Genomic DNA, 16,943 nt, shown 5'->3' on the forward strand with positions numbered 1-16,943 from the left:
GGCGTAGGATTGAAAAATAAGAATATAAATGGATTCGTTTGAAAACAAACGATTTAGCGGTGTTAGAAAATAACACGTAGCTACACTGGACTATATGAAATGATTATACCCCGAACGGGGTAGTAGTGGTTGTTGTAGTGGTAATAATAGAAATCACAGCCGAAGAAGATTCGGTTGCTATAAGGAACTTATATTTTCTATTAGCTGTTAGCATTGTTACAAATATAGGAGTTTTTGTTTAGAAAAAGCTTTTTTTGTAAATTTATAGGATGTCAAAAATGGTTAATATATGGACAATCTGATAAAAGTCGATAAAAACGTAGTACTACAGCGGTTTCATCCCATTGGTAAATTTTCGCATAAAGGCATACAGGGACATGCTTTGATCATCGGTGGAAGTTATGGTAAAATAGGTGCGCCTTGCTTGTCGGCTAAAGCCTGTTTAAAATCCGGAGCAGGACTGGTAACAGCCTATATTCCCAAATGTGGTTATGAAATTATGCAGACGGCACTTCCGGAAGTTATGGTGGAAACCGACGATTATCCGACACATATCCGGGCGATCGAAACGAAATTAAAAATACAGGCGGTTGGAATCGGTATCGGAATTGGTCAGCATCTCGAAACCCAACAGGCTGTCTTTCATTTCTTAAAACTAAATAAAGCGCCTTTGGTAATCGATGCCGACGGGATTAATATTCTATCGGAAAACAAAGAATGGCTGGAATTTTTACCGTCTAAAACCATTTTGACACCGCATGTAAAAGAATTGGAGCGGCTGATAGGCGCCTGGAAAAACGAAGCGGATAAAATGGAAAAAGTGAAAACACTTTCCAAAACTTTCGACATTGTAATGGTGATTAAAGGGGCACCATCGCGTATCGTTTATCAGGATCAGGTTTTTGAAAATACAACCGGGAACCAGTCTTTGGCAACTGCAGGAAGCGGCGATGTATTAACGGGGATTATAACCGGCCTGTTGGCGCAGGCTTATGATCCGGTGGATGCGGCTGTTACCGGCGTTTTTATTCATGGGCTGACGGCCGATATTGCTTTGCCGGAATTGGGCTATCATGCATTTGTGGCTTCCGATAGCATTGCGTATCTCGGGAAAGCGTTCCATACATTATATGAATAAAAAACGCTTCCGATCCGGAAGCGTTTTTTGTTATTTAACACCTTGTTTGGTGAATAGTTCTGTAAGTTGCGGATCCGATGGTCGTGGTGCATCGGCTGTAACGATGTTTCCGTTTGGATCGACCAGAATAAATCGCGGGATACTTTCGATCCCGTATTCTTTTATAAACTGTGAACTCCAGTCGTTATCCGCAAATAACTGAATACCGCCTAATTTTTTTTCGTCTACCAGTTTTTTCCATTTGTCGTAGTCTTTTTTGGCATCGATCGAAATACTTACAAATTCGATGTTTTTACCATGGTATTGTTCTTCGACTTTTTGAAGGTGTGGAATTTCCTGACGACACGGACCACACCAGGTTGCCCATACGTCGATATATACAAATTTACCTTTTAGGTTGTCTAATGAAGTCTGACCGCCTTTGTAGTTTTCGTAATTGAATTTAGGCGATGGTTTTCCAGGGATCAATCCTTTGATTTTGTTGAATTTTTCAGTTAAGTCTTCCTTGAATTTGGTGTCGGTAGACAACGCCATGATTTCTTTGTATAAGGTTTCCGATTCGGTATTTCCGGCACGAATCTGGTAGCCTAAGTTTTGTAGAAAACTGTTTTTGATGTTCGGACTTTTTATTTTTTTGATTTCCGTTAAAATACGATCACTTAATTCTTTTTCGGTCATATTGGCACTGTTTTCCGATACTTTCTGATTAAAACGTGCGGCAATCAATTGTTTGTACGGATTCGAAAACAAGAAGTCGGTATCGTTATCCATATCAAGGGTAGTATCGAATTTTGGGAAGCTTTCAGAAGGTTTGAAGTTTTCCTTTTTGGCATAATGTGCATGATACGCCGGGTAGTTTAACAATAAAAGTTGTTCGAAATAGTCGATACTTTTTTGTTCGTTCTTTTTAAAACCGGCATCGGCAAATTTAGTACTGTTGTATAATTCCAATACGGCATTTTTTAATTCTTTATTTTTATTGACATAAGTAGTCTCATCCTGACTGTAAAATGTCTGCGGGTTGCCAAGCATGGTATTTACCAGTTGCCCTTTCTTAACCAGGTATTGATTTTCAACACTGCCATTTCCGGAAAAAGCAAGTGAGGTATTAAAATTTGCATCATCGGCGGTAATGTTTAGTTTGGTTCCTTTGGCCAGATATAAAGCAGCACGGTTGTTTTTGGTACTCAGCGTATAGGAACCGCTATACGAAATAGGGAAAGTTTCGGAAAACGAACCGTCGGGTTTTAACGTAATCTCTTTGTTAAAACTTTCGCCTTTGATTTTGATCTTTTTTTCTTCGGTATTGTTGATTTTTCCGGATAGCGTAATCGTCTCCGGCGGTAGCGTAAACGACGATAATACAAGGATGATCAACAAATAAAGTGTGTTTTTCATTGAAAATAGTTTTTAGTTGGTTTTTTAGGAGTTCAAATATAAGGATTGTTGTTTGTATAATAACATCCGAAATTGGTATAATATAGTTTGCTTTTTAGGCATATTTTATGGAATTTTGAGCAATTAATTTTTTAGACAAAAATGGACACAATACATTATATAAGCTCCGATGTGATTTCACTGGAGTTACTACAGGAAATCATTTCGCAAAACAGGAAACTGGAGTTATCGGAAGAAGCACGTGTAAACATCGAAAAATGCCGTGCCTATCTGGATGCCAAAATGGAATCGCATGGCGAGCCGATTTACGGTATCAACACTGGTTTTGGCTCTTTGTGTAATGTGAAAATTTCAAACGAAAACCTGTCAAAACTACAGGAAAACCTGGTAAAATCGCATGCTTGTGGTACCGGTGATGAAGTGCCGCATGAGATTGTAAAAATCATGTTATTGCTTAAAATCAAATCGTTAAGTTTTGGTCATTCCGGTGTACAGTTAAAAACGGTTGAACGATTGATCGATTTCTATAACAACGATGTTTTACCGGTGATTTATACGCAGGGATCGTTAGGCGCATCCGGCGATTTGGCACCATTGGCGCATTTGTCGTTGCCGTTAATCGGAGAAGGTGAAGTGTATCTGGATGGTTTCCGCCAACCGGCTAAAAAAGTCCTTGAAAAAATGGGATGGGAGCCAATCGTATTGCAATCCAAAGAAGGATTGGCATTGTTAAACGGAACGCAGTTTATGAGTGCTTATGGTGCATATGTATTACTAAAAGCGAGTAAATATGCGTATCTGGCCGACCTTATCGGAGCCATTTCTCTGGAAGGATTTGATGGACGCATCGAGCCGTTTAACGAACTGATCCATTTGGTTCGTCCGCATAAAGGACAAATCAATACGGCAAAACGCTTCCAGGAATTATTGGAAGACAGTGAAATTATAGCACAACCTAAAAAACATGTTCAGGATCCGTATTCGTTCCGTTGTATTCCTCAGGTACACGGTGCGTCAAAAGATACGATCGATTATGTAAAACGTGTTTTTAAAACGGAAATCAATTCGGTTACCGATAACCCTAATATTTTTATTGAAACGGATGAAATTATTTCCGGTGGAAACTTCCACGGTCAGCCATTGGCATTGGCGTTGGATTTCCTTGGAATCGCGTTAGCCGAACTGGGTAATATTTCCGAAAGACGTACGTATCAGTTAATTTCAGGATTACGCGATTTACCGGCCTTTTTGGTTAGCGATCCGGGATTGAATTCCGGTTTTATGATTCCGCAATATACGGCTGCAAGTATCGTAAGTCAGAACAAACAATATGCAACTCCGGCCAGTATCGATAGTATCGTATCGTCTAATGGTCAGGAAGATCATGTGAGTATGGGAGCAAACGCGGCTACCAAAGCGTTGAAAATTATGGAAAACCTGGAGCGTATTCTGGCTATTGAGCTAATGAATGCTTCTCAGGCTATTGAGTTCAGACGTCCGTTACAATCCAGTCCGTTTATCGAAAGCTTCCTGAAATTATACCGCGAAGAAGTACCTTTGGTAACGGAAGACCGAATTTTACATTATGATATCGAAAAATCGGTAGCGTTTTTAAACAGCTTCCAGATGGATGAAGTATTGTTTGAGTAATACATCAGATCTGGCTATATAATTTTTTACACCTGACAGGTTTTAAAACCTCTCAGGTGTTTTCATATTACGGTTGAATTAAATAATAAAATGGAAAATTTTAATAGAAAAAAACACTGGGAAACCATTTACGAAAATAAACCTTTAGAAACCGTAAGTTGGTACCAGCCTAATCCGGAAACTTCATTGTATTTTCTGGAGCAATCCTGTTTACCGAAGTCGGCTAAGATTATTGATATTGGCGGAGGCGATAGTTTTTTGGTGGATCATTTGCTGAAATCGGGTTATACCGATATTACGGTTTTGGATATTTCGGAAGCGGCAATTGAACGTGCCAAAACCAGACTGGGGAATCAAGCGGCAAAGGTGAAATGGATTGTGGCCGATGTTACCGATTTTAAGCCGACAGAGTGTTATGATTTTTGGCATGACCGTGCGGCATTTCATTTTTTAACGAATCAAAAGGATGTGGATACCTATCTGAAAACGACTGCCCAGGCAATTGCTTCAAACGGAAATATGATCATTGGAACATTTTCAGAACAGGGACCAGAAAAATGTAGCGGTATTGCGATACAGCAATATTCGGAACAGAGTATGGTAACTTTATTTCAAACGGATTTTGAAAAGATTAGTTGTCTTACAGTTGATCATGACACACCATTTGACACCATTCAGAATTTTGTATTTTGCCATTTCCGAAAAAAATAAAAGAGGAGTATGCTGTAATTATTAAAGACCTGACAGGTTTTAAAACCTGTCAGGTCTGATTTTATTATAAAAAGTATAGGCTCAGTAATCCCAACGCTGCAGGAACACTTTGTACCATTAAAATTGATTTTTGTACGGTGATTGCGCCGTAAACTCCGGCTACGAATACGCATCCTAAAAAGAAAGTAGCAATATGAATACTCCATTGCAAATCGCAAATCAGTAGCGACCAGATCAGACCGGCTGCGAGAAATCCGTTATATAATCCCTGGTTTCCGGCCATTTGCTTGGTTTTTTCAAACATTTCTTCCGGTACCGATTTAAAAACTTTTTTGGCACGCGTAGTCCACGCAAACATTTCCAGCCATACGATATAAAGGTGCAGTAAGGCTATACATCCGATAATGATTTTTGAAAGTAAAGTCATAGGCGATTTGAATTTAGGTTATTCGGAATGATCCAGTATTCGTTCTATTCTTTTATCCGGAATAAGCCACATAATGGCCACCAGAACGTAAAATGCACCGGCAATTAGTCCGTTGTAATTGGAGGCGATTATCCCTAAGATATAAAAAACGGGTGATAGTTTTCCTTTACTATCGTTTCCGATGGCTTTGGATAAAACCGAATCCGGACCGTGTTTTTTCAGGATCAGATATTGCAGTATAAAATAGGCTAATGCACATAATAACAGTACGATTCCGTAGAGCATCATTGGAATAGGAGCAAAATGATTTTCGCCAATCCATGCGGTTGCGAAGGGTATCATTGACAACCAAAACAATAAATGTAGGTTGGCCCATAAGATACCACCCGAAATTTGTTTTACCGTATGCAGCATATGGTGGTGGTTGTTCCAATAGATGCCTACATAGATAAAGCTCAATACATAACTCAGGAATACTGGCAAAATAGGTTTTAACGCACTAAAACTTACCTCGTGTGGCACTTTGATTTCCAAAACCATAATGGTAATAATAATGGCGAGTACGCCGTCGCTAAAAGCTTCCAGTCGGGTTTTGTTCATAGAGGAGGATTTAGAGGTTTTCGTTGCGCAGGGTTTTGTGAATCCTGCGTTTGTGATGGGTTTGACGTAAATTCTGATCACCGGAGATCACACTAATGTTTCCATCGATTTCCAGCATGGCCAGTTTGACGTCTTTGTAACGCTCGATTCCGTGTTCGCGGATGGCTTCATATAACTCGTCGGATGTAATACCGAGTCGGCTTAAGGTGTCGAATTCCAGTTTTCCGTTATGGATCAGTATTTCCGGTTTGTCTTGTAACAGGTTACTGAGTTTTTTGTATTTAAACAGTAACTTTTTAAAGATAAAGTTGATGATAAACAGCACCAATGCGGCCGCTAATCCTCCCGAAAGGCTGGAATCACTTCCAACCATGGCGTTCTGAACAGCATTACTGATCAGTAATATCAGGATGACATCGGCCGTATTGAGCTGCGATAATTGTTTTTTACCAAAAATACGGAGGGCTACCACCATAAAGATATATACGGCGGAACTTCTGACGATTATATCCAGGTAGGCTTCCATATCCGGTGTTTATTTCCATTTAAAGTTTTTCTCGATGGCTTTGATCATTTCACCTGCAATGTCTTTTTGTGTCGCGCCTTCGATCCCTTCCAATCCGGGCGAGGAGTTCACTTCCAGTAATAACGGTCCTTTTGACGAACGGATAATATCTACTCCGGCAACTTTTAAATTCATCGCTTTGGCTGCTTTGATCGCAATGCGTTTTTCTTCGGCCGTTACTTTTACAACTGATGCCGTTCCGCCCAAATGGATGTTGGCCCGGAATTCACCTGGTAAAGCTTCCCGCTGCATGGCGGCAACCACTTTTCCGTCGACTACAAACAAACGAAGGTCTTTTCCGTTGGCTTCTTTGATAAATTCCTGTACGAGGATGTTGGCATTTAAGCTTTTAAAAGCATTGATTACACTTTCTGCAGCTTTTTTAGTTTCGGCCAATACCACACCTTTTCCTTGCGTTCCTTCCAGTAATTTTACAATTAAAGGAGAACCACCTACCATCTTGATCAGGTCATTGGTGTCGAGTGGGGAATTGGCAAATCCGGTTGTGGGAATATCAACACCATTATTTAGAAGTAATTGCAGGGAAAACAGTTTGTCGCGCGACTGACTGATTGCTGCGGAGCTGTTTAAACTAAAAACTTTTAGTGCTTCGAATTGTCGCGTTAAGGCACAACCGTAATAGGTCATACTGGGACGAATCCTTGGAATTACAGCGTCAAAATCGTTCAAAACCCGACCACCGCGGTAATGAATTTCGGGCGCCGTAGCGTCGAGTTTCATATAACAGTATTTCAGGTTTAGGAAATGCATTTCGTGTCCCCGCATTTCTCCGGCTTCTATAATACGCTTATTACTGTAAAGTTCCGGGTTGCTGGCCAATAAACCGATACGAAGACCTTTTTTGGCGGTATCTTCGCTATAATAGTATTCTTTGATTTTTTCTTTTGTCGGATGACCCAAAAGGTATTTTTGTTCCGGATCTACCAATATACGTCCCGACATGGCTTCCCGTCCCAAAAGCATACGGAATCCCATCGAGTCACGATTGGTTAGTGTTAGTTCTACATCCCATTCGCTACCACCGATTTCCAGTACGGTTCGGATCACATAACGCAGTTCGCGGTAACCGCTCGAACTCTTTACGACACGTTTGTCAATTAAAAGTGCTTCGCAATGAATAACGGCTTTGATGTTATTCTGAATTGGGTTAATATCGAATTTTACCCAGTTTTCACCATTTTTTTCAAACGGTACAATGTTGGTGGCATGCAATGCCGAAGTTTTTGCCCCGGAATCGACCCGGGCTTTGATGGTTGGAATTCCAAGAGCAGGAAAAGAGCACCATTCTTCACTACCTACAATAACTTTGTCTAGCATTTCTTTGTTTGTATTTGTAATTCTAAAGTACTACTTTTTTTGAAATGCCAAACACATTTGCTTAAAAAAGAAAAAACCTACTTAATTAGTAGGTTTTTCAGCTTTTTTAATGGCTACGGTGAGTTCCTGACTGCCTTCTTCAAGGTCCATAAAGATTTCATCGCCTTCGTGTATTTTAGAGGTGATGATTTCCTCTGCCAGCGTATCTTCCACATATTTCTGAATCGCTCGTTTTAGTGGTCGGGCTCCGAATTGTTTGTCAAATCCTTTATCGGCGATAAAATCTTTGGCTTTTTCGGATAAGGATAATTTGTATCCTAAATCGGCCACTCGTGCATATAGTTTTTCCAACTCGATATCGATAATTTTGTCGATATGTTCTTTTTCAAGCGGATTAAATACAATTACATCATCAATACGATTTAAGAATTCCGGAGCAAATGCTTTTTTAAGTGCATTTTCAATAATACCTTTTGAATTCTCATCCACCTGCGACTGTCGGGCTGTGGTTCCGAAACCAACACCCTGACCGAAGTCTTTTAACTGGCGCGCTCCTACATTGGATGTCATAATGATAATCGTATTGCGGAAGTCAATTTTACGACCTAAACTGTCGGTTAAATGTCCATCGTCCAATACCTGTAACATCATGTTGAAAACGTCCGGATGGGCTTTTTCGATCTCGTCTAAAAGGACAACACAATACGGTTTACGTCTTACTTTTTCGGTAAGTTGTCCACCTTCTTCATAGCCTACGTATCCCGGAGGCGCTCCAACCAATCTTGAGATGGCGAATTTCTCCATATATTCACTCATATCGATACGAACCAAAGCATCTTCCGAATCGAATAATTCTTTAGCAATTACTTTGGCCAATTGCGTTTTACCAACCCCGGTTTGTCCCAGGAAGATAAAAGAGCCAATTGGTTTGCTCGGATCTTTTAATCCGGCACGGTTACGTTGGATGGATTTTGCAATTTTTAAAACCGCTTCATCCTGACCAATTACTTTTCCTTTGATCAATTCAGGTAAATGCGCCAGTTTATTACTTTCGGTTTGTGCAATACGGTTTACCGGTATACCGGTCATCATCGAAACAACATCGGCTACATTATCTTCGGTTACTGTAATACGATTGTTTTTGGCGTCTTCTTCCCATTGCTCCTGAGCGATGGCAAGGTCTTTTTCAATGCGCTTTTCATCATCGCGTAATTTTGCCGCTTCTTCGTATTTCTGTTTTTTAACCACCGAATTTTTCAGTTCGCGTACTTCTTCCAATTGACGTTCCAAATCAAGGATTTGTTTCGGTACGTCGATGTTGGTAATGTGAACGCGGGAACCGGCTTCGTCCAAAGCATCGATCGCTTTGTCCGGCAGGAAGCGTTCCGACATATAACGGTTGGTTAATTTCACACAGGCTTCGATAGCTTCCGGTGTGTAAATTACGTTATGGTGATCTTCGTATTTGTTTTTGATATTGTTCAGAATTGTAATGGTTTCCTCTACCGATGTAGGTTCCACAATTACTTTCTGGAAACGTCTTTCCAAAGCACCGTCTTTTTCGATGTACTGACGGTATTCGTCAAGCGTTGTAGCACCAATACACTGGATTTCGCCACGTGCTAACGCCGGTTTGAACATATTGGAAGCATCGAGTGAACCCGTAGCGCCTCCGGCACCCACAATGGTGTGGATTTCGTCGATAAACAAAATGATGTCGTCGTTTTTTTCCAATTCGTTCATTACAGCTTTCATACGCTCTTCGAACTGACCACGGTATTTGGTTCCGGCTACCAGACTCGCAAGATCCAGTGTTACGACCCTTTTGTTAAACAAAATACGGGACACCTTTTTCTGGATGATACGTAACGCCAATCCTTCGGCAATGGCCGATTTACCCACTCCCGGTTCTCCGATTAATAACGGGTTGTTCTTTTTACGACGGCTTAGAATCTGTGAAACCCGTTCGATTTCTTTTTCCCGACCTACAACCGGATCCAGTTTGCCTTCTTCGGCTAATTCGGTTAAATCACGTCCGAAATTGTCCAGAACCGGTGTTTTCGATTTTTTATTGGTTTTGCCTGTTCCCGGATTATTAAAACCCGTGTCACGCAAACTGTCATCTTGTCCGGAATCGTCATTAAACGACTCGGCTTTTGGCAGGTTATCTAGGTAATCTTCTTCGTTTGATGTCATAGCAATAAATTGTTCTTTAACGATTTCGTAGTCAATTTTTAATTTGTTTAAAAGCTTTGTTGTCGGATCGTTCTCATTTCGGAGAATACACAACAATAGATGAGCGGTACTTATCGAAGTACTCTGGAATACTTTAGCTTCTAAAAAAGTGGTTCGTAAAGCACGTTCTGCCTGACGTGTCAGATGTAGGTTTTTCTTTTCGTTACTGCGATCGATAGTGGGATTGGCGGGGCTTAATACTTCAACTTTTCTGCGTAAATGTTCTAAATCTACATCCAGATTATTTAATATATTAATCGCGGTTCCGTTACCGTCTCTTAAAATGCCTAACATTAAGTGTTCCGTACCGATAAAGTCATGTCCTAATCGTAAAGCCTCTTCTTTACTATAGCTAATTACGTCCTTAACTCTTGGTGAAAAATTATCGTCCATTACTTAAAAATACTTTATACTGTAAATTTACTAATTCAGGTAGGATAAAGCAAAAACCATACCTGACATTTTGAGGGATCTCCTTTATGCTAATTGACAAAAAAAAAATGACATATAAAAGTTAAAAAGTGTGAATTTTTAAGCATTCCGGTGGTTTTTACTGTTGATAAATCGCTGAAATTTATACAGAAAAATGTGATTCTTTACTGGAAAAATATGTATATTGGCACGTTTTGAAATAACTATAATTTTTTAATATAACAACTTATGTCTGAAGGAGAAAAGTTAATTCCTATTAACATTGAGGACGAAATGAAATCTGCTTACATCGATTATTCGATGTCAGTAATTGTATCAAGGGCGCTTCCTGATGTTAGAGATGGCTTGAAACCGGTTCACCGAAGAGTATTGTTCGGAATGTATGAATTAGGAGTATTATCGAATAGAGCACATAAAAAATCCGCCAGAATCGTAGGAGAGGTTCTGGGTAAATATCACCCGCACGGGGATAGCTCTGTTTACGATGCTATGGTTCGTATGGCTCAGGAATGGAGTTTGCGATATCTTTTAGTGGACGGCCAGGGGAACTTCGGTTCTATCGATGGCGATAGTCCGGCAGCTATGCGTTATACGGAAGCAAGAATGAAAAAACTTTCGGAAGAAATTCTTGCCGATATTGATAAAGAAACAGTTGATTTCCAGTTAAACTTTGACGATACTTTAGAAGAACCTAAAGTAATGCCAACCAAAATCCCGAACCTGTTAATTAACGGAGCTTCCGGTATTGCGGTAGGTATGGCAACCAATATGGCGCCACACAATTTAACGGAAGTGATAGATGGTACGCTGGCGTATATCGATAATAATGATATCGAGATAGATGAGCTAATGCAGTATATCAAGGCACCGGATTTCCCAACCGGAGGTGTGATTTATGGTTACGAAGGTGTTCGTGAAGCTTTTAAAACCGGTAGAGGACGTGTGGTGGTTCGTGCGAAAGCCAACTTCGAAGAGGTTGACGGTCGTGAGTCGATTATCGTAACGGAAATCCCATACCAGGTGAATAAGGCGGAAATGATCAAAAAGACTGCCGACCTGGTGAATGAAAAGAGAATTGAAGGTATTTCGACCATTCGGGACGAATCGGATCGTAACGGTATGCGTATCGTTTATGTGTTAAAACGCGAGGCGGTTCCGAATATCGTATTGAATACCCTTTATAAATATACGCAGTTACAGTCGTCGTTCAGTGTGAATAATATCGCATTGGTAAAAGGACGTCCGCAATTGCTAAACCTAAAAGATCTGATCCACTATTTTGTGGAACACCGTCATGAGGTGGTTACCCGTCGTGCGGAATTCGATTTGCGCAAAGCAGAAGAAAGAGCGCATATCTTAGAAGGTCTGATCATTGCTTCGGATAATATTGACGAAGTAATCGCGTTGATTCGTGCGTCTAAAAACGCCGATGAAGCCAAAGAAAAATTAGTAGAGCGCTTTAATTTATCGGATATCCAATCGCGTGCTATCGTAGAAATGCGTTTACGTCAGTTAACCGGACTGGAGCAGGATAAGTTACGTGCGGAATACGACGAGATCATGAAATTGATTGCTTATTTACGAGAATTATTGGCAAGCAAGGAAATGAGAATGGGTGTTATTAAAGACGAGTTAGCCGAAATCCGTGATAAATACGGAGACAACCGTCGTTCGGTTATCGAATATGCCGGTGGTGATGTGAGTATCGAAGATTTGATCGCTGATGAAAATGTGGTGATCACGATTTCGCATGCCGGATATATCAAACGTACACCGCTATCGGAATACAAAACACAAAACAGAGGAGGAGTAGGACAAAAAGGTGTGGCCACGCGCGACCAGGATTTCCTGGAACATTTGTTTGTAGCAACCAACCACCAATATATGTTGTTCTTCACGCAAAAAGGAAAATGTTTCTGGATGCGCGTTTACGAAATTCCGGAAGGAAGCAAAACCAGTAAAGGTAGAGCCATCCAAAACCTTATTAATATCGAAAACGACGATAAAGTAAAAGCATTTATCTGTACGCAGGATTTAAAAGACGAAGACTACATCAACAGTCATTATGTGATCATGGCTACTAAACAAGGTCAGGTTAAAAAGACACCGTTGGAACAATATTCCCGTCCGCGTCAAAATGGTATCAATGCGATTACGATTAAAGAAGACGATGAACTACTGGAAGCAAAATTAACCAACGGAGAAAGTCAGATTCTAATTGCGGTGAAATCCGGAAAACTGGTTCGTTTCGAAGAAGGAAAAACCCGTCCGATGGGAAGAAGTGCTTCGGGAGTTCGCGGTATTACTTTAGCTGACGAGAAAGACGAAGTAATCGGAATGGTTTCCGTAAATGATATGGAAAGCGAAATTTTGGTTGTTTCGGAAAATGGATACGGAAAACGTTCGTCATTGGAAGATTACCGTATTACAAACCGCGGTGGTAAAGGGGTGAAAACGCTTAATATTACCGATAAAACCGGAAGCCTGGTTTCGATTAATAATGTGACCGATGCCGATGATTTGATGATTATCAATAAATCCGGATTAACGATTCGTATGGCGGTTTCCGATTTAAGAGTTATGGGACGTGCGACACAAGGGGTACGTTTGATTAATATCAAAGGAAACGATTCGATCGCTGCTGTTACCAAAGTAATGCGCGAAGAAAATGACGGATCGGAAAATGAAGATATGGATAACTCAGAAATAACCGAATCTCAAGAATAAATAAACAACCTAAATAACTAACAGATGAAAATTAAATATGCTTTATTAGCGACATCAATGTTTTTCTCTGTGGCTTCATTTGCGCAGAAAGACGAGTTGAAAACGCTGAAAAAATTATATGCCAAAGATCAATTGTCTACTTCGGAAATATCCGAATACAAATCGGCGGTTAATAAATTAAGTGGTATGTCCGGAATGGCAGAAGCCGATCAGGTATATGCTAATTTCTATAAATCGATGACACCGTTATTAGAATTAATGACAGTGGGAACGGCGCCAAATGCACAAACTTTAGCAAAGGTATTTACACCGGCTAAAATTAATGAAATGGCATCAGGTTTAAATGCAGCCCTGGATTTCGAGAAAAAAAGCGGTAAAAAACTATATACGGACGATATTAACGAAACGATTTCCGAGTATAAACCGGTATTGATCAATTATGCGATTACATTGAATCAGGCTTCTAAATTTAAAGAAGCGGCTCAGGTTTTCGAAGCGATTTATAATCTGGATAAAAAAGACGAAGGAAATTTATACAATGCTTCGATCTTAGCATTACAGGCTCAGGATTTTGATTTGGCGTTAAAATATTTGTATGAGTTAAAAAATATCAATTATTCCGGTGAAGGAACGATGTATTACGCTGTAAATAAAGCTTCCGGAAATGAAGAAACTTTTAACTCGGATGCCGACCGTAAAGCGTCAATCAAATTAGGCGTACACGAAAAACCAAGAGATGAAAAAGTGCCTTCGAAAAGAGGTGAGATCTATAAAAACATCGCTTCAATCTTAGTACATCAGGGTAAAGTGGATGAAGCTAAAAAAGCCATCACAGAAGCCAAAGCGGCTAATCCAGGTGATACCAGTTTGATGTTGGCAGAAGCGAATTTATATTTGGACGCTAAAGATTTTACCAACTATAAGCGTGTGATTACCGAAGTATTGGAGAAAGATCCCAACGATGCCGATTTGTTGTTCAACCTTGGGGTGATCAGTACAAATTCTGGTGATGTGGAAGATGCTAAGAAATATTATAAAAGAGCGATCGAAGTAAATCCAAATTATTTTAATGCGTATAATAACTTAGGAGCGTTAATGTTACATGGAGAGGACAAAATGGTAAAAGAGATGAACTCTTTGGGAACGACTCCAAAAGACAACAAACGATTTGACGAGTTAAAAGCAAAACGTAATAAAATGTATGTCGATGCTTTACCGTATTTCGAAAAAGCATTGCAAATCGAACCAAAAGAACCAAACATCAAAGCGGTATTGTTAAACGCTTATCAGGTGTTGGAAATGGATGCGAAATACAAAGCGTTGAAAGCACAGAAATAAAATATAAAAAAACCGAAACGTTACGTTTCGGTTTTTTTTATACTATTTTTTTGATGACACGGAGATTATGCGAATGCCTTCCGGTGTCGACATTGTAAATTCCAAGATGATCCAGTCGGTCAATGCGGACTTTTCCATGGGCATGAATGATATAGTTGTTTTCCATGATCATTCCCACATGGATAATTTTCCCTTCTTCATTATCAAAGAAGGCCAGATCCCCCGGTTCACTTTCTTCTATAAAACTCAATGCTTCGCCTTGTGTGGCTTGTTGTGAAGCGTCCCGTAAAATCGAATAGCCGTTTAGTTTGTACACCATTTGTGTAAAACCGGAACAATCGATTCCAAAAGGTGTTTTACCGCCCCATAAATACGGCGCGTTCAGATACATAAAAGCGGTTTTGATCAACTCCGATTTGGGCTTGATACCACAAATTTTTACACCTTCAAAGGAAAACTGAGCGGTGTTAATTTCCGGAAAATCCAAAAAGGAAAGTGAACTTCCAATCGGAATCGGAATGAGAAAATTATTCGGAGTGGTAATATATTCGATCAGATCGGCGTTTAAGATCGCTGCCGAATTGGAAATCGCCTGATACTGTTCTTCTGAAATTAGCTGAAACTGTTTATTGTCAACCCAACCTTCGTAACCGTCGAATGCCAGTTTAATTTTAGCCCAATTGGTGGTTTGTTCTAAAATTTTGAAATGTTCCCCAAATAAAACCTGGGAAACTAATTCGCTTCTGTCGTTGGATTCGGCACGTAATGGTACAATAGCAAGATTACAAATTGCAAACATTCAGATTGATTTTAAAGTGAATGATGCGCCTTAAATCTTTCCGGGAAACCCGCCCGATTTAAAACGCATCATTTATAAATTCTAATTAAGCTCTTTCGATCACAATGGCCGAAGCACCACCACCACCATTACAGATAGCAGCTGCACCGATTTTGGCATTGTTTTGTTCTAAAACGTTTAATAGCGTAACCACGATACGCGCTCCGGAACATCCCAGCGGGTGCCCTAAAGATACTGCACCACCGTTTACGTTTACTTTATCATTTTCCAATCCTAAGATTTTAGCATTTGCCAATCCTACTACCGAGAACGCTTCGTTAAATTCGAAGAAATCTACGTCGGCAAGAGTGATTCCAGCTTTGTCTAATGCTTTAGGTAACGCTTTTGCCGGTGCTGTCGTAAACCATTTTGGCTCTTGTGCAGCGTCAGCATAACTTTTAATATAAGCAAGCGGTTTTAAACCAAGCGCATTGGCTTTGTCTTCGCTCATTAATACCACTGCAGCAGCTCCGTCGTTGATTGTAGAAGCGTTTGCGGCAGTTACCGTTCCGTCCTTAGTAAATACAGCGTTTAGCGTAGGAATCTTGTCTAACTTTACGTTCGTGTATTCCTCATCTTTGGTTACCATGATCGGATCACCTTTACGTTGTGGAACGGCTACCGGTACGATTTCATTATCAAATTTATTGGCATCCCATGCTTTTGCCGAACGCTCATACGATTGAATCGCAAAAGCATCCTGCTCTTCACGGGTGATTTTATATTCGGTAGCACATAAATCGGCAGATACCCCCATAGCATTGTTATCGTAAGCATCGGTTAAACCGTCTTTCTGCATACCATCTACCATAGAAGCCGGGCCAAATTTATATCCGTTTCGTAAGTGTACGTAGTGGGGAATCAAACTCATGTTTTCCATACCTCCGGCTACTACGACTTCAGCATCACCAGCCATGATAGCTTGTGCGCCCTGCATAATAGATTTCATTCCTGATGCACATACTTTGTTTACAGTTGTACATACAACACTGTTTGGAAGTCCGGCGTAAATCGCTGCCTGACGTGCTGGTGCCTGTCCAACTCCGGCCTGAACCACATTACCCATTATTACTTCGTCAACCAGGTTCGGATCTAAATTGATCTTGTTTAAGGCTCCTTTTATTGCAGTAGCTCCTAACTGAGGCGCTGTTACAGTAGATAAAGCACCCATAAAGCTTCCTATCGGGGTTCTAACCGCTGAAACGATTACTACTTTTTTACTCATGATTATTAGTTGTTGGTTTGTTATTATTCTTGAAGTTGCGAATTTAACCAATTTTATGCAGATATATATAGTGTGCCGTTATTTTCTTAGCGTTGACTGCCGAATACTTTACTTACAAATGTTTTCGGAAGCCTTTAAATACCGGAAAGTCGCTTCGGGTGATGAAATTGTAAATTTTTTGTAATTTCTATGTTGTTGACAGTGAAATAGTTTTAAATAAAAAGTAAAAAAAATAAAAAAAACACTCGGAAATACTTGCAAGAAATGGAATGTTGTTCTACATTTGCAACCGCAAACAAGGAAGTATTTCCTTACTAAGCA

The 16,943-nt window shown here is 40.1% G+C and carries 13 protein-coding genes; 5 read left to right on the plus strand and 8 right to left on the minus strand.

The window, feature by feature from the left end; genetic code table 11:
• The first annotated feature begins 289 nt into the window (after positions 1-289).
• Positions 290-1,138 carry an NAD(P)H-hydrate dehydratase gene (locus ABFU83_RS05435; RefSeq protein ID WP_347069484.1) on the plus strand — a complete coding sequence of 283 codons (849 nt, stop codon included), beginning with the start codon at positions 290-292 and terminating at the stop codon, positions 1,136-1,138.
• Between the two features lie 30 nt (positions 1,139-1,168).
• Here the strand turns inward: ABFU83_RS05435 and ABFU83_RS05440 are convergent, their stop codons facing one another.
• Entirely contained in the window at positions 1,169-2,536 is a 1,368-nt protein-coding gene (locus ABFU83_RS05440) for a TlpA disulfide reductase family protein (protein WP_347069486.1), read from the minus strand.
• Positions 2,537-2,677: 141 nt separating this feature from the next.
• Between ABFU83_RS05440 and hutH the strand changes: the two genes are divergently transcribed.
• Together hutH and ABFU83_RS05450 are read left to right on the plus strand one after the other, a co-directional pair.
• On the plus strand, positions 2,678-4,186 hold the full coding sequence (gene hutH / locus ABFU83_RS05445) for a histidine ammonia-lyase (RefSeq protein ID WP_347069487.1): 1,509 nt from the start codon (positions 2,678-2,680) through the stop codon (positions 4,184-4,186).
• Positions 4,187-4,276: 90 nt separating this feature from the next.
• Positions 4,277-4,897: a class I SAM-dependent methyltransferase gene (locus ABFU83_RS05450; RefSeq protein ID WP_347069488.1), complete on the plus strand. Its 621-nt coding sequence runs from the start codon at positions 4,277-4,279 to the stop codon at positions 4,895-4,897.
• Positions 4,898-4,961: 64 nt separating this feature from the next.
• Here ABFU83_RS05450 and ABFU83_RS05455 read toward each other — a convergent pair whose 3' ends face one another.
• The 5 genes from ABFU83_RS05455 to ABFU83_RS05475 form a co-directional block, all read right to left on the minus strand.
• The gene (locus ABFU83_RS05455) at positions 4,962-5,324 is read right to left on the minus strand and encodes a DUF1304 domain-containing protein (protein ID WP_347069489.1); all 363 of its coding nucleotides are present in this window, start codon (positions 5,322-5,324) and stop codon (positions 4,962-4,964) included.
• 18 nt (positions 5,325-5,342) lie between these two features.
• Positions 5,343-5,924 carry a TMEM175 family protein gene (locus tag ABFU83_RS05460; protein ID WP_347069490.1) on the minus strand — a complete coding sequence of 194 codons (582 nt, stop codon included), beginning with the start codon at positions 5,922-5,924 and terminating at the stop codon, positions 5,343-5,345.
• A gap of 10 nt (positions 5,925-5,934) precedes the next feature.
• Positions 5,935-6,450 (minus strand): YetF domain-containing protein, encoded by a 516-nt coding sequence (locus tag ABFU83_RS05465; RefSeq protein WP_347069492.1) that lies wholly within the window; start codon positions 6,448-6,450, stop codon positions 5,935-5,937.
• A gap of 9 nt (positions 6,451-6,459) precedes the next feature.
• Entirely contained in the window at positions 6,460-7,827 is a 1,368-nt protein-coding gene (rimK, locus tag ABFU83_RS05470) for a 30S ribosomal protein S6--L-glutamate ligase (RefSeq protein WP_136401723.1), read from the minus strand.
• 81 nt (positions 7,828-7,908) lie between these two features.
• Positions 7,909-10,455 carry an ATP-dependent Clp protease ATP-binding subunit gene (locus ABFU83_RS05475; RefSeq protein WP_347069493.1) on the minus strand — a complete coding sequence of 849 codons (2,547 nt, stop codon included), beginning with the start codon at positions 10,453-10,455 and terminating at the stop codon, positions 7,909-7,911.
• A gap of 267 nt (positions 10,456-10,722) precedes the next feature.
• On the opposite strand from ABFU83_RS05475, the gene gyrA reads away from it, so the two are divergent.
• Positions 10,723-13,221: a DNA gyrase subunit A gene (gene gyrA, locus ABFU83_RS05480; protein WP_347069494.1), complete on the plus strand. Its 2,499-nt coding sequence runs from the start codon at positions 10,723-10,725 to the stop codon at positions 13,219-13,221.
• Between the two features lie 24 nt (positions 13,222-13,245).
• Positions 13,246-14,559 (plus strand): tetratricopeptide repeat protein, encoded by a 1,314-nt coding sequence (locus ABFU83_RS05485; RefSeq protein ID WP_347069495.1) that lies wholly within the window; start codon positions 13,246-13,248, stop codon positions 14,557-14,559.
• 37 nt (positions 14,560-14,596) lie between these two features.
• Here ABFU83_RS05485 and ABFU83_RS05490 read toward each other — a convergent pair whose 3' ends face one another.
• Entirely contained in the window at positions 14,597-15,358 is a 762-nt protein-coding gene (locus tag ABFU83_RS05490; RefSeq protein WP_347069496.1) for a C40 family peptidase, read from the minus strand.
• An 85-nt stretch (positions 15,359-15,443) separates the two neighbouring features.
• Positions 15,444-16,622, minus strand: a complete 1,179-nt coding sequence (locus ABFU83_RS05495; RefSeq protein WP_347069497.1) for an acetyl-CoA C-acyltransferase — start codon at positions 16,620-16,622, stop codon at positions 15,444-15,446.
• Positions 16,623-16,943 lie beyond the last annotated feature (321 nt).

The organism is Flavobacterium sp. WV_118_3 (assembly GCF_039778605.1).
Classification (GTDB): domain Bacteria; phylum Bacteroidota; class Bacteroidia; order Flavobacteriales; family Flavobacteriaceae; genus Flavobacterium.